General features: G+C 45.0%; 14 protein-coding genes and 1 tRNA gene. 11 read left to right on the top strand and 4 right to left on the bottom strand.

Features of this window, described 5'->3' with window-relative positions; genetic code table 11:
• Positions 1–69: 69 nt before the first annotated feature.
• Entirely contained in the window at positions 70–1,110 is a 1,041-nt protein-coding gene (locus NLX82_RS16515; protein ID WP_254348645.1) for a LacI family DNA-binding transcriptional regulator, read from the bottom strand.
• A gap of 284 nt (positions 1,111–1,394) precedes the next feature.
• Between NLX82_RS16515 and NLX82_RS16510 the strand changes: the two genes are divergently transcribed.
• The 5 genes from NLX82_RS16510 (at position 1,395) to NLX82_RS16490 (ending at position 9,127) form a co-directional block, all read left to right on the top strand.
• Entirely contained in the window at positions 1,395–2,723 is a 1,329-nt protein-coding gene (locus tag NLX82_RS16510; protein WP_028541562.1) for an ABC transporter substrate-binding protein, read from the top strand.
• Between the two features lie 70 nt (positions 2,724–2,793).
• Positions 2,794–3,687 carry a carbohydrate ABC transporter permease gene (locus NLX82_RS16505; protein ID WP_254348643.1) on the top strand — a complete coding sequence of 298 codons (894 nt, stop codon included), beginning with the start codon at positions 2,794–2,796 and terminating at the stop codon, positions 3,685–3,687.
• On the top strand, positions 3,687–4,505 hold the full coding sequence (locus NLX82_RS16500; protein WP_028541564.1) for a carbohydrate ABC transporter permease: 819 nt from the start codon (positions 3,687–3,689) through the stop codon (positions 4,503–4,505). The genes NLX82_RS16505 and NLX82_RS16500 overlap by 1 nt, the downstream gene beginning before the upstream one ends.
• A 23-nt stretch (positions 4,506–4,528) precedes the next feature.
• A complete protein-coding gene (locus NLX82_RS16495) occupies positions 4,529–5,875 on the top strand; it encodes a GH1 family beta-glucosidase (RefSeq protein ID WP_254348641.1) in 1,347 nt (448 codons plus the stop codon).
• Between the two features lie 18 nt (positions 5,876–5,893).
• A complete protein-coding gene (locus NLX82_RS16490; protein ID WP_254348639.1) occupies positions 5,894–9,127 on the top strand; it encodes a cellobiose phosphorylase in 3,234 nt (1,077 codons plus the stop codon).
• Positions 9,128–9,213: 86 nt separating this feature from the next.
• Here NLX82_RS16490 and NLX82_RS16485 read toward each other — a convergent pair whose 3' ends face one another.
• The 3 genes from NLX82_RS16485 to NLX82_RS16475 form a co-directional block, all read right to left on the bottom strand.
• Positions 9,214–9,978, bottom strand: a complete 765-nt coding sequence (locus tag NLX82_RS16485) for an exodeoxyribonuclease III (RefSeq protein ID WP_023989976.1) — start codon at positions 9,976–9,978, stop codon at positions 9,214–9,216.
• Between the two features lie 16 nt (positions 9,979–9,994).
• Positions 9,995–11,074, bottom strand: coding sequence for a hypothetical protein (locus tag NLX82_RS16480; protein ID WP_254348638.1), 1,080 nt, complete (start codon positions 11,072–11,074; stop codon positions 9,995–9,997).
• 311 nt (positions 11,075–11,385) lie between these two features.
• A tRNA-Arg gene (locus NLX82_RS16475) sits at positions 11,386–11,459 on the bottom strand.
• Between the two features lie 257 nt (positions 11,460–11,716).
• On the opposite strand from NLX82_RS16475, the gene NLX82_RS16470 reads away from it, so the two are divergent.
• The 6 genes from NLX82_RS16470 (at position 11,717) to lonB (ending at position 19,526) form a co-directional block, all read left to right on the top strand.
• Entirely contained in the window at positions 11,717–12,625 is a 909-nt protein-coding gene (locus NLX82_RS16470; RefSeq protein WP_023989974.1) for a hypothetical protein, read from the top strand.
• 143 nt (positions 12,626–12,768) lie between these two features.
• Positions 12,769–14,082, top strand: coding sequence for a trigger factor (gene tig, locus NLX82_RS16465; RefSeq protein WP_028541569.1), 1,314 nt, complete (start codon positions 12,769–12,771; stop codon positions 14,080–14,082).
• Between the two features lie 410 nt (positions 14,083–14,492).
• Positions 14,493–15,083, top strand: coding sequence for an ATP-dependent Clp endopeptidase proteolytic subunit ClpP (gene clpP / locus NLX82_RS16460; protein WP_016324659.1), 591 nt, complete (start codon positions 14,493–14,495; stop codon positions 15,081–15,083).
• A 12-nt stretch (positions 15,084–15,095) separates the two neighbouring features.
• Positions 15,096–16,352, top strand: a complete 1,257-nt coding sequence (gene clpX, locus NLX82_RS16455) for an ATP-dependent protease ATP-binding subunit ClpX (protein WP_023989972.1) — start codon at positions 15,096–15,098, stop codon at positions 16,350–16,352.
• Between the two features lie 110 nt (positions 16,353–16,462).
• Positions 16,463–17,581 carry a flavodoxin-dependent (E)-4-hydroxy-3-methylbut-2-enyl-diphosphate synthase gene (gene ispG, locus NLX82_RS16450; protein ID WP_023989971.1) on the top strand — a complete coding sequence of 373 codons (1,119 nt, stop codon included), beginning with the start codon at positions 16,463–16,465 and terminating at the stop codon, positions 17,579–17,581.
• A 217-nt stretch (positions 17,582–17,798) separates the two neighbouring features.
• The gene (gene lonB / locus NLX82_RS16445) at positions 17,799–19,526 is read left to right on the top strand and encodes an ATP-dependent protease LonB (protein ID WP_076160836.1); all 1,728 of its coding nucleotides are present in this window, start codon (positions 17,799–17,801) and stop codon (positions 19,524–19,526) included.
• Positions 19,527–19,562 lie beyond the last annotated feature (36 nt).

Genomic DNA, 19,562 nt, shown 5'->3' with positions numbered 1-19,562 from the left:
TCTCTGAATATTAAACTGCAAAAAGATGACTTCTGAATTTATCAGAAGTCATCTTTTTTAAGGCATATGCTAACTCTTGACCTTCGTATGGTTCCAATGTTGCCGGGCTCCGCAGGAGCTACGAATGACTAGTTCCGGCTCTACTTTAATACATTTCGTGTCCATTTGTTTATTCATCAGGTCAAACAGCACCATAGCGGCTAGACGGCCTATTTTTTGCTTGTCTTGTTTTACCGTCGTCAGTGGAGGTTCGGTATAACGACAGGCTTCTATATCATCACATCCCACTACAGCAATATCCTCGGGTACCCTCAAGCCGCTTTCCTTGAAAGCACGTATGGCACCAAAAGCAAGTAAGTCGGTAGCCGCAAAAATAGCTTTTGGTAAATTTCCTTGCTGTATCCACGCCTTCGCGATCTGGTATCCATCTTCTGCCGCGTAGTCCTTACCATACACGATCCATTCAGGTCTGACATCAAGACTAAACCGTTTTAGTGAAGCAATAAAAGCCTCCTCTCTCTCTTTAATAACCAAGGAGGGGCGTTCAATGCCTATAAAACCCATTTCGCGGTATCCATTCATGTAAAAGTGCTCAATAACCTTCATTGAAATCTTCTGATTGTCGGACATGATATAGCAGGAACTAGCTCCGGTTAGCTCAATATCGACACCGATGCAGGGGATAGGGCTGGCGTCGAGATCAAAAACACTCTTCTCCACCTCATCTCCAGCAATAATAATGCACCCGTCCACTGAAAAATATTTCGAGCGAGCCAAATAGTCCTCTCCATTATCCAGAAATTTCTCATTTGAAAAAAACAGCAGATCGTAACCGAGCAAGCCAATCTGTTTTTTGAAGACATTAATGATATCTACAAAAAAAGGATGACTAAAATCAACATTCAGCTTGCCGGCAAATATAACGCCTACCAGATTAGATTTTTTGGTAGCAAGCGTTTTAGCCGAGGAGGAGGGTCTATAGCCTGTTTCCTCCATGATTTTAAGTACCCGCTGCCGGGTTTCCTCACTGATGTCCGTGTAATTGTTAATGATTTTCGAAACCGTTGCCACTGAAACGCCTGCCATGCTAGCTATTGTTTTTATATTCATGGAATCCTCCGTAACTAAACTGATTTAGTTAAATTGACTTTGCTTTTCAAACTTAATGATTACTCGTATTCTATGCTACCTCATAGAAGTGAGTCAACAGTGTGAATAAAGGATATTGCCTAATATTTCAAGGAGTAATAACGGTGATTTATGTTTTATTTGATAATTTACAATTCTCTATTTACAAATACAGGCTATCCGATACATAATAGTAGCTGTAATTAACTAAACCGCTTTCGTAAAAGTGAATGCATTTATTCTAAGAGTACAGGGGGAATTTTGCAATGCTGAAAAAGTGTTTTTCTTTACTTGTTGTAACCGCTTTAATAGTGGTATTGGCTGCTTGCGGCAAAGGTGGTGAAGCTGGACAGAACGGGAATAAAAAGGTCACGTTAAAGATTATTCATTGGCAGCAAGAAAATATTAATAACTATATAAAGGAATTTAATAAAAAGTTTGAAGAGAAGTATCCCGATGTTCAGGTGGAGTATACGACGGTTCCTGCTGATTCAACTTATGATCAACTGATGCAAACGCGTATGAATGCTGGTTCAACCGGTGATGCAGACATTATTCCTTTGAAATTCAGCTTCGTAGGCGCACCGCAGGAATGGTCTAAGGGAGCAGCTGATCCGATGTGGAAGCAGTGGATTGAGGGAGGACTCATTGCAGATCTGTCGGATCAAGCTTTTATCAAAAACTATAATCCTACAGATGTCAAAAATGCCATGACCTACAACGACAAAGTATACGGTGTAAACATGGGAAAGGTGGCCCTGACAGGTCTGTTTTACAACAAAGAGATTTTTGAAAAATATAATCTTACTGTGCCAACGACATGGGACGAACTGGTGAATGTGATGAAGGTGCTCAAGGATAATGGCGTAGAACCGCTTGGTTTTGGCGGTAAGGATGTATGGCCTATTAACCTTGCTGTCCAAGGGCTTCAAGCCTCTATCCATGATGATCAGCTGGAATATATCAAAGGGTTGTGGACAGGTAAGACGAAGCTGACAGACCCCGTCCAGCTCGAGGTTTTGGAAAAATCACAAATTTTGATGAACAACGCCATTAGTGGATTTATGGGGATTGACTATGGAACCTTGCCAAGCTTGTTTGCTTCAGGTCGTGTGGCCATGATTGCGGATGGTACATGGGATGCAACTACGATTCAGACAGCCAATCCAGAGATGAAATTTGGATATTTCCCGATTCCAGGTAGTAATGATCCTGCCAAAAATAAAAATCTAGCAGGAAAATACGATATGACATGGATGGTTCTGGAAAAATCACCGAATAAGGAATATGCGATTAAATGGCTTGAAATGCTTTCTGAGAAGCAGAACTATACCGATTTCGTGAACGTTGCTGGATTTTTGCCAACACAGCCTGATGTGAAGATAAAAAGTGATTTTGTTGCTGAAATTCAGCCGTCACTTGAAAACTTCAAGCTCTCTTGGGATCAGTTGTTTATCAACCGTAAGAATGCTGGGCAATACGTTAAGGATGCCAGTGCACATGCAGAATTCTTGGCTCCTGCTGGTCCGATAAAGACGCCTTTGGAACTTGCTCAGAAATCTCAGGCTGACTGGGATGCGGCTGCTCCTAAATAATGCATAGATTTTACAGGAAAACAATTGGGCAACTGCAAGACCTTAAATAATGTAAAAAGGTGTGAGGCACATGTATCCCTTCGGAAAGGGTGCGGCCCGGATAATGCCCTATCTTTTGCTGGGTATACCGGTTCTGCTCTATTTGCTTCTTGGTTTTGGACCCTCTATGGTAACGGTGCTTTTTTCCTTTACAGATGCTACCGGGGTTCCGGGACAGACATGGAGTTTTATCGGATTCGAGAATTACACAACTTTCTTCACCTCCTCCGATTCTGGAGATCGTCTCGCTTCTATAGGACGTTCCTTGTATTTTGCCGTAGCGGTGGTTGTAATTCAAAATGCGGTAGGGCTGTTCATGGCCGTCCTGATTAATAAAAAGCTTAAAGGGGATATGTTATATCGCTCTGTATTTTTCCTCCCTGTTGTACTCGGGGTAACGGTATCCGGCCTGATCTGGCAGCTGCTTGCCAATCCGCTTGGGGGTCCTGCGCAAGCCTTGATGAACTTTTTTGGAACGAGCTCTAACTTCTTCGGGGATTACAATATTGCATTTGAGTTGATTATTTTTGTGCAAATTTGGATGTATATGGGTTACTCGATGACTATTTTCTTAGCCGGACTCCAATCTATCCCCAGTGACTTATATGAAGCAGGGTATATGGACGGTGCCTCTGGATGGAAAGCGTTCAAAAATATTACCTTTCCGATGATTGCACCGTCCTTTACCGTCAATATGCTGCTGTCCATTATCGGCGCCTTGCAGACCTTTGACATTATTTATGTGCTGACAGGTGGTAAATTCAACACGACGACACTTGCGTTTGATGTATATGCCACAGCCTTTGGCTCTGGGACATCAGATTACGGCCTTGCTTCCGCAGTTGCTATGATCCAGTTCGTGTTCGTATTTACAGTATCGATGATTGCCTTGTATTACTTACGTAGAAGAGAGGTGGAAATGTAATGAGCAGTACCAAAGGGACCAAAATACTGAGCTACATCATCGTACTGCTCATGCTTTCGTTATATGTGTTCCCTCTTTTTTACCTTTTTAATGTATCCATGAAGACTCAAAGTGAGTATTTGATGAATCCTGTAGCTCTAGCCAAGAGTCTACATTTGGAAAATTTCATGGATGCTTGGGAGAAAGGGAACTTCTCTCAATACATGTGGAATAGCATTTTGTATACAGGCGTATCTACGTTATTAACACTGATTATATCCGTGTTCGCAGCTTTTCCGTTGGCACGGGGATACGTTAAGTTCAGTACCTTCTTTTATGTGTTTTTCCTGATATCTATGTATCTCCCGAATCCTCTGATTCCGCAATTTGCTCTTATTAATAGTCTGGGACTTTACAATACACAGCTTGGTTTTATCTTACTGAAAACAACAGGTACCGGCATCGCCTTCCTGATGTTTGTAGGGTATATCAAGTCTGTCTCCCGAGAGCTGGATGAAGCGGCTGCAATGGACGGGTGCGGATATTCACGATATTTGTTTACGATTCTTGTCCCGCTGATGAAGCCGGTGTTGGCGACAGGCATTATTTTGACAGCTATTGGGGCGTGGAACGACATTATAGGTCCTACTATTTATTTGTCTGATCCTGCTTATCAGCCAGTGACCAAGGGATTGTTCTCCTTCTACGGACAATACATGAACAACTGGCCGCTGCTCGCTTGCGGCATTCTGATTGTTACACTACCGCTCGTGATTTTGTATATTTTCCTCCAGCGCTTTATTGTCGGCGGTGCAATGGCCGGAGCTGTGAAGTCTTGATTCCTGAAAGGATGATACCGAGTATGAGTGAGAATACCTATACATTCCCCACCACGTTTATGTGGGGAACTTCGACCTCTTCTTATCAAATTGAAGGTGGCGTGGATGAGGAAGGGAGAACGCCTTCTATTTGGGATACTTTCTGTCGAGCACCCGGGAAGGTGATAGGAGGGGACTGCGGAGATGTGGCTTGTGACCATTTTCACCGCTTTAAGGAAGACGTGCAATTAATGAAGCAACTTGGCTTTTTACATTACCGTTTTTCCGTGGCCTGGCCGCGCATTATTCCCGCACCCGGCGTGGTTAACGAACAGGGGCTACTCTTCTATGAGCGTCTGCTGGATGAGATTGAGTCGGCCGGGTTAATTCCAATGCTGACGCTGTATCATTGGGATCTACCGCAGTGGATTGAGGACGAGGGCGGTTGGACGCAGCGAGAGATTATCCAACATTTTAAAACGTATGCCTCTGTAATCATGGATCGATTTGGACAGCGTATAAGCTGGTGGAATACGATAAATGAGCCCTACTGCGCCTCTATTTTGGGCTATGGTACAGGCGAGCATGCCCCCGGCCACGAGAACTGGAGGGAAGCCTTTACTGCCGCTCATCATATTCTGATGTGTCACGGGATAGCCATGAACTTACACAAGGAAAAGGGCCTGACGGGCAACATCGGTATTACGCTAAACATGGAGCATGTCGATGCAGCCTCTGAACACCCCGAAGATGTAGCCGCTGCTGTCCGGCGGGATGGTTTTATTAATCGTTGGTTTGCCGAGCCATTGTTTAACGGGAAATACCCTGAGGATATGGTGGAATGGTACGGGGGGCACTTGAACGGATTGGATTTTGTACAGCCTGGTGATATGGAGCTGATTCAGCAGCCAGGGGATTTTTTGGGCATCAACTACTACGCCCGCAGTATCATTCAAGCGACTACAGACGCTTCGTTGCTTCAGGTCGAGCAGATTTCCATAGAGGAACCGGTAACGGATATGGGATGGGAGATTCACCCTGAATCCTTTTATAAGCTGCTAACGCGGATTGAGAAGGATTTTACCAAGGGATTACCTATCCTGATTACGGAAAACGGAGCAGCGATGAAGGACGAACTGGTGAATGGAAAGATTGAGGACATTGAGCGTCAGCATTACATTGAGGAACATTTAAAGGCATGCCATCGCTTTATTGGGGAGGGAGGTCAGCTTAAGGGCTATTTTGTCTGGTCGTTCCTCGATAACTTTGAATGGGCCTGGGGATACAGCAAACGTTTCGGTATTATACACATCAATTACGACACACAGGAACGGACTCCCAAACAAAGTGCGCTGTGGTTCAAACAAGTGATGGCGAATAACGGGTTTTAAATAGAAAAGGGGGATACGATGCAGCAGTATTATTTTGACGATCAAGGACGTTTTGTGATTGAGAATTATGCGCAGGTCAAGCCCTTTTCCAGTTTTCTACCCGGTATTGCTGGGGTTCATGGGATTCCTCTGTGGGCATATTATGTTAATCGTGGACAAGGAATTGCGAGCTTTGGTGTGGAGGATAAGAATGGAGCAATCATGGAGTTTTTCCCGGCCAACCGCAGCTATAGTCTCGTGCCGATACATGGCTTTCGAACGTTTTTAAAGGTGAAGATGCAGGGGGAGTGGAACTATGTGGAGCCATTTTCGGCTGTGCATCCTATGAAGCGTGAACAGCAAAAAATGCTGATATCCCGCCACATGCTGGAAATACATAGCTCCAATCCAGACGCAGGTCTTGAGGTGCGTGTGCAATATTTCACGCTTCCTCATGAAAGTTACGCTGCTTTGGTGCGCAAGGTGGAGATTGTCAATCATTCCGCTCAAGAGCTTGAACTGGAGGTGCTGGACGGCATGCCTGCCGTGTTGCCCTTCGGTATTGATAATGGGGCATACAAGGAGCTTGGACATACACTGAAAAGCTGGATGGATGTGTATAATCTCAACAACAGCATTCCTTACTATAAGGTACGTGGAAGTACAGCGGATACAAGTGAGATTCATCAAATTGAAGCGGGACATTTTATGTACAGCTTTGTGGAGGAGGAGGGCAAGACCAGGCTATTGAGTCCAATTGTCGATCCGTCCGTAATATTTGGTGAAAATACGGCACTGACCTTCCCGGATCGCTTTATCCATTCACGCGTCGAAGACTTGGTTTCACAGCAGCCTGTGACGACGAATAAAGTGCCTTGTGGGTTTAGCGGCTACACAGCACGACTAGCGGCAGGTACTGCCGTCAATCACTGTACGATCATCGGGCATGTGAATGATATTCACTCTATTAATGAACGGATTACGGAAATTGCAACCATGTCTTATATTGAGCGGAAGGCGGAGGAAGCCAAAGCGTTGATCGAAGAGTTGACGGATGAAATGGCAACGCGGACATCCATTCCGTTATTTGACGAATACTGCCGTCAGAACTATCTGGATAACCTGTTACGCGGTGGTTATCCATTGCTGCTGGATAACGGCACCGAGCAACCATTTGTATATCATGTATTTTCGCGCAAGCATGGGGATCTGGAACGGGACTATAATTTCTTTAAGCTCCAGGCGGGATATTATTCTCAAGGAAATGGTAATTTTCGCGATGCAAACCAGAACCGGAGAAATGATGTGTGGTTTAACCCCGGCGTAGGAGATTTCAATATCCGTTTGTTTATGAGCCTGATTCAGCCAGACGGCTATAATCCGCTTGTTGTAAAGGGGTGTAGCTTTCAAATACGAGAGCTGGAACCGTTGCTAGGACAGGTGGAGGTGGCAGATCATTCGTCTTTGCGTGCTTTTTTCCAATCGTCGTTCACCCCGGGTGAGCTGATTCAACATATCATTCATGACAACATCGCGCTAAAGCAAACGGTTGAGACGTTTGTAACCGAAGCTCTCAAGCATTCCGAACAATGCTATGAGGCTGATTTTGGTGAAGGTTTTTGGATCGACCATTGGACTTATAACATGGATCTAATCGAAAGTTATCTAAGTATTTATCCGGACAAACAAGAGGAACTCTTGCTCGCGACCCGAGAGTACATGTATTACGACAGTCCGGCATGGGTACAGCCACGTCGAAACAAATACGTGCAGATGAAGGACGGACGTATCCGTCAGTACGGGGCGGTCGTAGAGAGCAAGGAGAAAGAAGCTCAGCTGCACGCCCGGGATCGCGATGTTCATTGGGTTCGAACCGAACATGGAAGCGGAGAGATTTATAAGTCCAATTTATATGAAAAGCTGCTGTCATTGGCAGCCATCAAGCTGTCCACGCTGGACCCGGAGGGCTTGGGAATTGAGATGGAGGCGGGCAAGCCGGGATGGAATGATTCCATGAACGGACTTCCGGGGCTGTTTGCTTCTGGATTCAGTGAACTGTGTGAATTACAGCGACTCGTAAGATTTTTAATAAATGCACAGGTGAAGCTTTCGGGCGATTCTGTGCTACGGTTGCCGCGAGAAGTTGCTAAGTTGATCCAACAGCTGAGGCTCACAATGGAGGAATACTACCACGCTTCTGATGAGGCTGATTACAGGAATGAAAGCAAGGATTACAGCTTCTGGTCACGAATTTCGGATGCTAGAGAAGCGTATCGAGAAACAGTTCGTTTTGGATTTGAAGGGGTAGAGACACCGCTAGCGTTTGATGATGTGCTGGTGTTTTTGCGCCAGGCTGAACGTAAGCTCCAACAGGGGATGGATAAGGCTCTGCTTATCGGTGAGGGAATATACCCAACCTTCTTTTATTATGAAGCCAGAGAATTCGAGGTACAGGAGGATGACTGCGGGGACAAGCTCGTAAACATACATTCCTTCGAACGTAAGGATACACCATATTTTCTGGAGGGACCGACCCGGGCTATGAAAGTGGTTGGTGACATTGTAAATGGGCAGAAGCTGTATCGGCAAATCAGGCAGAGTGGACTTTACGACAGGAAGCTGGGCATGTATAAGGTGAATGAAAGTCTGGCGGGGCAGCCATTCGAACTCGGTCGTTCCAGAGCTTTTACACCGGGTTGGCTGGAAAATGAATCTATATTTATGCATATGGAATATAAATATTTACTTGAATGCTTAAGGGCGGGTCTATACACTGAATTTTTTTCAGACATTAAAAAAGCATTACCGCCTTTTATGGACCCAGAGGTCTACGGAAGAAGCACGCTGGAGAACAGCTCCTTTATTGCTAGTATTGCTAATCCTGATGCAAGTTTGCATGGAACGGGATATATTGCGAGGCTGAGCGGATCTACGGCAGAATTTATTCATATGTGGATATGGATGATGACCGGCGGGCAACCGTTTGGCTATGATCATAGGGGCCTATCCTTGAGACTGGAGCCCAAGCTGCCAGGCTGGCTGTTCACAGCTACAGGTGAGCTATCTTTCTGTTTTCTCGGAAGCTGCCAGGTGACTTATTTTAATACGGATCGCAAGGATACTTATGCACCGGAATGCATAGTGACCCAGTATGTACTGCATTACGCCAGTGGCGAAAAGAAGACGATAAGCCAGGCTGTATTAGATCAAAAAGAGGCGCAAGATGTGAGAGAGCGGTTGATTTCCCGTATCGAGGTATATTTGGGGAAATAGCTCCATTAATTAAAGCCGTCATGCTGCAATAACAGAGCATGACGGCTTTTTAAGACTTCATAAATCCTTGTGCCAGGCAGGGGGGGCTATGCTGAAATATCTTGCAACTCCAATATCACAGGACAGTGGTCACTGCCTGTAATATGACAATCAATGCTCGCATCCATCAATAGCGGACGAAGTCTCTCCGAGACGAGGAAGTAATCAATCCGCCAGCCGATATTCCTTTCTCTCACCTTTAGCATGTAGGACCACCAGGAATAAACATCCGTCCGGTCAGGATAAAAGTATCTGAAGGTATCTATAAATCCGGCGTCTAGCAGCTGTGACATGCGTTCCCGTTCCTCAGGCGTAAATCCGGCATTTCCGTAGTTAGCTTTGGCATTTTTGAGGTCGATCTCCTGATGAGCTACGTTCAAGTCTCCACAAACGATGACAGGCTTCAAAGCATCCAGTTGTTGCAGGTAGCTGCGAAAACGGTCTTCCCATTCCAGTCTGTAGGGCAGTCGGGATAAGTCCCGTTTGGTATTTGGTGTGTACACATTGACGAGATAAAATTTTTCGAATTCCAAAGTAATGGTTCGGCCCTCCGGTTCTTCATTTTCTTCAAGTCCATAATGCACAGAGAGCGGCTTGATTTTGGTGAAAATAGCCGTGCCGGAATATCCTTTTTTCTCAGCATAATTCCAGTATTGTGTGTATTCCTCCATGTTCTCCATGAGGATTTGACCTTCTTGAAGCTTCGTTTCCTGTACGCAAAAAATATCGGCATTTGTTTCTTTTAGATAAGTATAAAACCCTTTGGTCACACAGGCTCTTAAGCCATTTACATTCCAAGATATTAATTTCATTTGATTAATCTCCTTGCTAATTCACGCGGTCAAGCGATGTGATTTGTATATCCTTTGTTGACACAAGTTTATAAATGTCTTCTATCTGGACTTCATAGGTCTTTTCATCAAAATGGTCCTGACCAAACATATAATCGTTTATTTCTATTGCCTTAAGGTTTCGTTTGGTATTCATAGTCGAAGGGAAGTATTCGATATCTAATGAGGCTTTATTTCCGGCCAACACTGTCTTGAGAACTTTCGCGGTTTGTAATACTCGTTCTTTTTCCAATGGCAATCCTGAGTCAGTTAGATCCTCGAATACAATTATACGAATATACTGATCGCCGACCGCTTTGGGATTCAGTTTAAAATCGTCGTATTCTTTGATCATTTTATCCGTGTTCCCTTCTTGCACTCCAGAATGAACAGCGGCTGAATCATCGTATAGCTTTTGTATAACGGGTTTGAGCTTCATGTCCAGTTGACTCTCCCAAAGGGCGTTAAGATAATTTTCTCTAAATGGGACATCATCATAAGGACGCTTGGTCATGTTAAAGAGGACGGAAGGATGACGATTAGAGATCGCCTCCATGGTATATTCAGTGAAGGGAATACTATGATAGCTAATATTTTGAATTTGAAAGTCCTCTCCATATTTCTGCTCCAGATATTGCTCTGATTCTGCGGCTACGTTGCGTTTATTTTCACCTGTTTGTGTAAAAGGCTCGATAATATCTACGTATTTCATTGTGACTGCAAGAAGTAGAAGTGTAGCTCCTAAAGCGAGACTGAGTAAAGTGCGCCATTTGGATGGCAAGGATACACCTGTCGGTGCTCTCTCCGCATGGTGTGGAATTTGAAAAGATCGTACTGTAAAAACAATGCCTAAAATGTGAAAAAGAATGGCCAACGGTCCCGAGATAATAAGCAGGTATCCGAGTGAAAACATTGTAAAATAGATCAGAATTCCCTGTGTGATGATAAGAGCCGCTCCTCCAATCATATAGGAAGGAATGGCGAGATAAAACATACCCAATCCAGTACCTAATATAGAAAGCAAAGTGGCAAGAAAACGATGAATTTCCCGCGACTTTTGGAGGTTATTCGTAGTCAAGGGAGTCAGTCTACCTCCTTTACTTAAAAATGGTGCAACATGATAGATGATAGCAATTTCTGCGTTTTTTTGAAAGAGTAGAGACTTGAAACCAGCGCCTAAAGTAGCGTTGGGCAGACTACTCTTTCTACATTATTTATAATGAAAAAAAGCTCCCTTGCGGAAGCTTTTTTTGGTGTAATATATCAGGAGAGAACTCTCCTATGGTCGACTGCGAAGTATAGGCTAACGATGCCGATGGCCCGACGTTCCCCCGTGGTTTATCTCATGAGAACAAAAAAAGCCTCCATTATGGAAGCATCTTGTTATGACGTCCCAGGAGGGATTCGAACCCCCGACCGACGGCTTAGAAGGCCGTTGCTCTATCCAGCTGAGCTACTGGGACATAAAATTCAAGCGAATATTAATATATCATATGGATAAAAGAAATTCAAGTCTTATTTTGCATATATCGCTTATTTAAGCTTTATACAGCATAAATTCTGAGTAGACGTAGTTTTTTTTGCCTTATAAAAGGGTATGTTAGAATACAGGTGAATATGTGTAAGACGAGTGGTTGGACTTCGGCTACTGTTTCTCATATAATCTACAAATACTTGAGCTTGCGAAGGAGAGGGGGTGCCTTGAATAAAGGACTCCAAGGTGACGACAAAAGAAAATAATATTGTATTGTTTCCGAAGACACTGGACTATTATCAAATTCAACTTACTGTGATGCTTGAAAACGAACGTTACGGAGAGGCGATGGCGATGCTGCGTTTTTTAATGCAGTGTCAGGGACAGGAGCAGAAGCAATACGATGAATGGAACGCTCTATTACAATGGCTGGAAGCTGCATTTCCACAGTACGCTGACAGCGGGGCGGTAACGGACGCTGTGGAAGAAGAAGTCAGTGAAGTAGAGTTAGCTCGCCGTCATGCACGCTTTAAGCAGGAGCAGGATGCAGGCTACGGCAACAAGCTGTTGCGGATGGCTATGGATGAACCCTTATCCGAACAGACGATTTTAGCATTGGAGCAGTTGTCCTATCTGGAACTCCCAGAAATCGACGATGCCTTGCTTCGCTGGATTACGGAACGGGAAATCCATCCTTTACTTCAATTCCGTGTTCTACAGACCATGCGACGACGCGGAACGGAAGGGACGATAGAAATCAGACGGGGTGATGAACAAGCGGAAATCGACATTGAAACGGTTCCGTTACAGCCAGGTGATTTTCCAGAGTCGATTATGCGTATTTTGGAACGGGTGGCCGATCAGACTGAGGTGCACGAGCCTACACTATTCTATTTTGCACAGGAGCTGTGGTCACAGTTTGTGATGGCAGTATACGGTACGAAAGATTATAGATCAATGTTGGTGGAAGAGGACGGAATGCCGGATATTTGGGCTGCAGCACTCCACCAGACAGTTTCGGAAAGTTTGAACGGAAATAATAATGAGGAAGAAACCCGTGCTATATATGGCATTACAGATGCGTTGCGTTTCCGTTTTGAGCAGGCGTATCGCTCGATGCGACTATTCGTAGCGGCGGGAATGAACACTCCTTAATGACCGGAAACGTTTACCTGTGAAGCATTCAAAGGGCTGCTCTTGAAAAAGACAGTAATGTTAGATATACTATAGTGGTTATTTTGTGTGCGTTGATTGTAATGAAAACTAAGTGAAGATTTTGTTGGAGGGGAAAGCATAAAATGAAAGCAACTTGGGAGAAAATAGAGAAGAACCTTGGGGTTCTTGAAGTTGAGGTTGACGCGGATCGTGTAGCCGCTGCACTCGACAAAGCTTTTAATAAAGTGGCAAAACAAGTAAGTGTACCAGGATTCCGTAAAGGTAAAGTACCACGTCCTATCTTTGAAAAACGCTATGGTATTGAAAGTCTGTACCAGGATGCAATTGACATCCTGTTGCCAGAAGCTTACAGCCAAGCTGTAGAGCAAACGGACATCTTCCCGGTTGACAGCCCTGACGTTGAAATTGATCAATTTGCTAAAGGCGAATCTTTCAAGTTCAAAGCGAAGGTTACTGTTAAACCTGAAGTGACTTTGGGCGATTACAAAGGCGTAGAAGTGCCTGTAAGCAAACTCGAAGTAAGCGACGAAGAATTGGCTCAAGAACTGGAGCGCCTGCAACAACGTCATGCTGAATTGGTTGTCGTTGATGAAGATGCTGCTCAATCCGGTGATACAGCTATTATTGACTTCGACGGTTCCGTGGACGGTGTGCCGTTCGAAGGCGGACAAGCTGAGAAGTATTCTTTGGAACTGGGCTCTAACACATTTATCCCTGGTTTTGAAGAGCAAGTGGTTGGTTTGCACACTGGCGATTCCAAGGACGTTGAAGTAACGTTCCCTGAGAACTACCATTCTGCTGACCTCGCTGGCAAACAAGCGGTATTCAAAGTGAAAGTTCACGAACTGAAACGCAAAGTTCTTCCTGAACTGGACGATGAATTTGCTAAAGATGTAAGCGAATTTGACACACTGGCTGAATTCAAGGAAGACTTGAAAAAGCAATTGTTGGATCGTAAGGAAAACGAAGCTAAAGCAGCCCGTGAGGGTGCTGTAGTGGAGAAAGTTGCTGAGAATGCAACAATCGACATTCCTGAAGCAATGGTGAAGAGCGAAGTGCAAAACATGGTTCGCGATTTCGACAACCGTTTGCGTAGCCAAGGTATGAACCTTGAAATGTTCCTCGGATTCTCTGGTCAAAGCAAGGAAGACCTGGAAGAGCAAATGAAAGCTGATGCTGAGAAGCGCGTACGTAACAATCTCGTGCTGGAGCAAGTGGCTAAAGCAGAAAACATCGAAGTTTCCGAAGCGGAAATTGATGAAGAACTGAAAAACATGGCTGAAGCTTACAAACGTTCAGTTGAGGAAATCCGCAGCATTCTGGAAGGTAACGGCTCGTTCGCTAACCTGAAAGAAGAAATTTCACTGCGCAAAACAATTGCTTTGTTGGTGGAAAACAGCAAAGAAGTAGAAGCGCCAGTTGAAGCTGCTGAATAATTCAGACGATAAATATACGGAGTATGCTGTAACAAGCTGCAACGTAGCAATTAGATAGGGATAAGGCACGTAGTGAAAGTTACGTGCCTTATTTTTACCTTTGGTAACCCAAATTTTAGTCGTTTATGGAAAGTGCTGTGAGTCGTGTTTTCTTGTTTTACATAAGTCACTACCGTATATTTGCACATACATACGAAACATGGTTAAATATGAGAAGGTCTCGGCAGAGTGTACTTTAAACAGCCCGCACTGCATATATGAGCGCATGCAAATATGACACGAGACTCTGAACATGTTAAAATATTTTGTAAGGTGTTCACGTTTCATGCTTGCTGCTTCCGTTTTAATGGGACATAAGGAAGCGGATGAATACAGGTGTTCATTTTAATAAAGAAAAGAGGTTGGTCGTGATGAGTCTCGTCCCTATGGTTGTGGAACAAACGAATCGAGGAGAACGATCTTACGATATTTACTCGCGGTTGCTTAAGGATCGTATTATTTTCCTAAGTGGCCCGATTGATGACGATGTCGCCAATCTCGTCATTGCACAGCTATTGTTCCTTTCTGCGGAAGATCCAGAGAAGGATATTAATTTGTACATTAACTCGCCAGGCGGTTCTGTAACTGCGGGCATGGGTATATATGATACAATGCAATTCATTAAGCCGGACGTATCGACGATCTGTGTAGGCATGGCTGCAAGTATGGGGTCGTTGCTGCTAACAGCGGGTGCACCAGGCAAGAGATACGCACTTACCAACAGTGAAGTCATGATCCATCAGCCGCTCGGTGGCATTCAGGGGCAAGCCTCCGATATGCTGATTCATGCGGACTGGATTATCAAAACACGTGCTAAGCTGAATCAAATCTATGTAGAGCGTACGGGTCAGCCCCTCGAAAAAATCGAACGTGATACTGACCGGGATTTCTTCATGGAAGCGGAAGAGGCAAAAGCATACGGTATCATTGACCAGGTGCTGTCTAAACCGATTAATCTGTAAAGGGGTGGCTCTATGTTTAAATTTAATGATGAAAAAGGACAATTGAAATGTTCTTTCTGCGGTAAATCTCAGGATCAGGTTCGCAAGCTTGTTGCTGGACCGGGCGTATATATATGTGACGAATGCATTGAGTTATGCACGGAGATTGTAGAAGAGGAATTGGGTCATGAAGAAGAAGTAGATCTGAAAGACATTCCGAAACCAATGCAAATCCGTGACATTCTGGACCAATATGTCATTGGTCAGGATCAAGCGAAAAAATCGTTGTCTGTAGCGGTATATAATCACTACAAACGTATTAATACTCAAAACAAAATTGATGATGTGGAACTGCAAAAAAGTAACATTTTGATGCTTGGACCTACAGGTTCGGGTAAAACGTTGCTTGCGCAAACCATGGCTAAAATTTTGAACGTTCCTTTTGCTATCGCAGATGCCACTTCCCTTACGGAAGCAGGTTATGTGGGTGAAGACGTTGAAAATATTTTGCTGAAACTGATTCAAGCTGCCGATTATGATGTGGAAAAAGCCGAACGCGGCATTATCTACATTGACGAAATTGATAAAGTAGCCCGCAAATCCGAAAACCCGTCCATTACGCGTGACGTATCGGGTGAAGGTGTACAGCAGGCGTTGCTTAAAATTTTGGAAGGAACGGTTGCTTCTGTACCTCCGCAAGGCGGTCGCAAGCATCCACATCAAGAGTTCATTCAAATTGACACCACGAATATCCTGTTCATTTGCGGTGGCGCCTTTGATGGTCTGGAGCAAATGATCAAACGCCGTATTGGTAAAAAGGTCATCGGCTTTAACGCTACTAGCGAACAAAAAGATCTGAAACCAGGCGAATATACTTCAATGGTATTACCTGAGGATCTTTTGAAATTCGGTCTGATTCCGGAGTTTGTAGGACGTTTGCCGGTTATTTCTACGCTGGAGCCGCTTGATGAGAACACATTGGTTCGTATTTTGTCTGAGCCGAAAAATGCGTTAGTCAAGCAGTATCAGAAGATGCTTGAACTGGATAATGTTACTTTGGAGTTTAAGCAAGATGCTCTGGAAGCCATTGCCCGTGAAGCCATCAAGCGTAACACGGGTGCCCGTGGTCTTCGTGCGATCATTGAAGGCATTATGCTGGATGTGATGTATGAGGTTCCTTCCCGTGATGATATCACTACTTGCGTCATCAATGAGCAGGTTGTAAAAGATAAAATCGCACCGGAACTCGGTGGTACAGATAAGGATAAAAAACAAGAAGAGAGCGCCTAAGGATTGATACTTCGCGATCTCTAAAACATGAGAAGCCGGATCTCCACTTCACTAAACCTGTATGAGGTTTTAAGGGGTGGAGGTTTGGCGTTAATGGGAGAGAAAAGTACATGTTCTTAAGACAAGACACACGTCCCGTAAAAGTCGGGAATCTGACGATTGGCGGCAGCAATGAAGTCATCATCCAAAGCATGTGTACAACCAAAACAGCAGATGTGGAAGCAACTGTAGCCGAGATTCTTCGTTTGGAAGAAGCCGGATGTCAACTGGTGCGGGTTACCGTCAACAATGAGGAAGCTGCCGCAGCCATTAAGGAAATAAAAAAACGGATTCATATTCCGCTGGTTGCAGATATTCACTTTAATCACAAGCTGGCTCTACTGGCAATTGAAAATGGAATTGATAAGGTTCGCATTAATCCAGGTAACATTGGACGACGTGAAAAAGTGGAAGCTGTCGTTAAGGCATGTAAGGAAAAAGGGATTCCAATTCGGATTGGTGTGAACGCCGGGTCGTTGGAACAGCATTTACTTGATAAGTATGGCTACCCTACGCCAGAAGCGATGGTAGAAAGCGCACTGTATCATATCGGGATACTGGAAGAGCTTGATTTCCATGACATTATCGTGTCATTGAAGGCGTCTGATGTTCCTATGGCGATTGCCGCTTACACGAAGGCAGCTGAAATTATTAAGTATCCGCTCCATCTGGGTATTACCGAAGCTGGGACGCTCTTTACGGGTACGGTTAAAAGCGCGGCAGGTATGGGCGCTTTGCTGGCATCAGGCATCGGCTCCACAATGCGTATTTCGCTCAGCGCCGATCCGGTGGAAGAAGTGAAGGTAGCACGTGAGTTGCTCAAGACGTTTGGATTGATCACAAACGCAGCTACACTGATTTCTTGTCCGACTTGCGGACGTCTGGATATTGATCTGTTCTCTATTGCTAACGAGGTAGAAGACTACATTGCAAAACTCAAGGTACCGATTAAAGTATCAGTACTGGGTTGTGCAGTGAATGGCCCGGGTGAAGCGAAGGAAGCTGATATCGGAATTGCCGGAGCGCGCGGTGAAGGCCTTTTGTTCCGTTATGGAAAAATGATTCGCAAAGTACCTGAGGCTGATATGGTCGAGGAATTGAAAAAAGAAATTGATATCATCGTCAAGGCATATGAGGAAACAGGGAAAATCCCTGGACGTGAAGAACGTCATACCGCCGAGAAGGTGTAGGCAAAAGCAGTTATTATAAAGAGGCATAGTCATAATCTATTGTCATCATTTATACGCCGTGGAGAGCAGCTCTGCTACAGAACTGTTCTTCGCGGTGTTTTTGTATTTCTCTCTGATCTTTTGAAAGACCGCCGTTTAGCTATCGCGGAAAAGGAAATACTGTTTTTCATAGAGCGGCATTTTTCAAATTGCTGAGATGAGAAACGGAGGAAATACGATGGACTTGACTATGATTTTGTTATTGGTGCAAATGTTTTTCGGGATTGTTATTGGTCTGTATTTCTGGAACCTCCTGCGGAGCCAGAAAACGAACCGTAGTGCGGTGGATCGAGAATCCCGGAAGGAATTAGATAAGCTACGCAAATTGCGTTCAATTTCACTTACCAAACCATTGGCTGAACGCACACGTCCTGCCACATTACAGGATATCGTGGGTCAGAAGGACGGATTGCGCGCGCTCAAGGCGGCGTTATGTAGTGCGAATCCGCAGCATGTCATTATTTATGGCCCGCCGGGTGTAGGGAAGACGGCTGCTGCACGCGTGGTGTTGGAAGAGGCGAAGAAGAATCTGTCATCCCCGTTCAAGGGAGATGCCAAATTCACGGAGATTGATGCCACGACGGCCCGCTTTGACGAGCGCGGTATTGCGGACCCGCTGATAGGTTCAGTACATGATCCAATCTATCAAGGGGCAGGAGCGATGGGGGTGGCGGGTATCCCGCAGCCTAAGCCTGGAGCTGTAACGAAGGCACATGGGGGTATGCTGTTCATTGATGAGATTGGTGAGCTGCATCCAACGCAGATGAATAAACTGTTGAAAGTGCTGGAGGATCGCAAGGTATTTTTGGAAAGTGCGTATTACAACTCGGAAGATTCGCATACTCCTGCTTATATCCACGATATATTCCAAAACGGTTTGCCAGCGGATTTTCGTTTGGTAGGTGCGACGACCCGTTCGCCGCATGAGTTGCCACCTGCGATTCGCTCCCGGTGCATGGAAATTTATTTCCGTGCCTTGCAGCCACAGGAGATTGCCCGTATTGCTGAGGACGCTGTCCACAAGCTAGGCTTTGGTCCTTGTCCTGAGGCGGTAGAAGTTGTACAGCGTTACGCCACGAACGGTCGGGAGGCGGTCAATATGATCCAGCTTGCTGCTGGTTTGGCACTTACCGAGAAAAGGGAACGTCTCAATGCTTCCGACGTGGAATGGGTAGCGGGCAGCAGTCAAATTCAGCCGCGTCCTGACCGAAAAATACCGGGCTTGCCGCAAATCGGATTTGTTAATGGTTTAGCTGTATACGGTCCGAACATGGGAATGCTGCTGGAAATTGAAGTTACCGCGGTTCCGGTTCCTGAGGGAAAGGGAAACTATAATATTACAGGAGTCGTGGATGAGGAAGAAATCGGAGGTGGGTCCCGCACACTGCGCCGTAAGAGCATGGCTAAAGGTTCTGTGGAAAATGTTCTGACCGTTTTGCGTACGCTCGGATTGGCTCCGTCGAATTACGACCTGCATATCAATTTCCCCGGAGGTACGCCGGTAGATGGCCCGTCCGCAGGAATTGCGATGGCAACAGCTATTGCTTCCGCGATGCGGGGAATCCCGGTAGATCATGAAATTGCTATGACTGGCGAAGTTAGCATCCATGGTCGTGTCAAACCGATTGGTGGTGTATTAGCCAAGGTTGAAGCCGCTTTTCAGGCGGGAGCCAAAAAAGTGATCATTCCGCAGGATAACTGGCAAGCTCTTTTTGATAGCATTGAGGGTTTAAAAGTCATCCCCGTACAGTCGGTTACCGAAGTGTTCCGACATGTGTTTGGGGAAGAGATGACGTCGGATTTGCCTGTGCATGCGCCAATTGAGACTTTTCGCCCATCCCAATCTTCCTTGTTACAGGCTGATGGAACGCATAACGGGACGATATCAGATACAGGATCTTGCTGATAAACCACCCTTTCATTGGTTTTTTCATAAAACATT

This window comes from Paenibacillus sp. A3M_27_13, from assembly GCF_024213315.1.
In the GTDB taxonomy this organism is placed as follows: Bacteria; Bacillota; Bacilli; order Paenibacillales; family Paenibacillaceae; genus Paenibacillus; species Paenibacillus polymyxa_B.
This window is presented reverse-complemented; position numbering and strand designations above follow the sequence as displayed.

Bases quoted from the DNA above. Each gene is read 5' to 3' on its own strand.
- lonB (WP_076160836.1), top strand. From the start codon at position 17,799: ATGGACTTGACTATGATTTTGTTATTGGTGCAAATGTTTTTCGGGATT.
- tig (WP_028541569.1), top strand. From the start codon at position 12,769: ATGAAAGCAACTTGGGAGAAAATAGAGAAGAACCTTGGGGTTCTTGAA.
- NLX82_RS16495 (WP_254348641.1), top strand. From the start codon at position 4,529: ATGAGTGAGAATACCTATACATTCCCCACCACGTTTATGTGGGGAACT.
- NLX82_RS16490 (WP_254348639.1), top strand. From the start codon at position 5,894: ATGCAGCAGTATTATTTTGACGATCAAGGACGTTTTGTGATTGAGAAT.
- NLX82_RS16500 (WP_028541564.1), top strand. From the start codon at position 3,687: ATGAGCAGTACCAAAGGGACCAAAATACTGAGCTACATCATCGTACTG.
- clpX (WP_023989972.1), top strand. From the start codon at position 15,096: ATGTTTAAATTTAATGATGAAAAAGGACAATTGAAATGTTCTTTCTGC.
- ispG (WP_023989971.1), top strand. From the start codon at position 16,463: ATGTTCTTAAGACAAGACACACGTCCCGTAAAAGTCGGGAATCTGACG.
- NLX82_RS16510 (WP_028541562.1), top strand. From the start codon at position 1,395: ATGCTGAAAAAGTGTTTTTCTTTACTTGTTGTAACCGCTTTAATAGTG.
- NLX82_RS16515 (WP_254348645.1), bottom strand. From the start codon at position 1,110: ATGAATATAAAAACAATAGCTAGCATGGCAGGCGTTTCAGTGGCAACG.
- NLX82_RS16505 (WP_254348643.1), top strand. From the start codon at position 2,794: ATGTATCCCTTCGGAAAGGGTGCGGCCCGGATAATGCCCTATCTTTTG.
- clpP (WP_016324659.1), top strand. From the start codon at position 14,493: ATGAGTCTCGTCCCTATGGTTGTGGAACAAACGAATCGAGGAGAACGA.
- NLX82_RS16485 (WP_023989976.1), bottom strand. From the start codon at position 9,978: ATGAAATTAATATCTTGGAATGTAAATGGCTTAAGAGCCTGTGTGACC.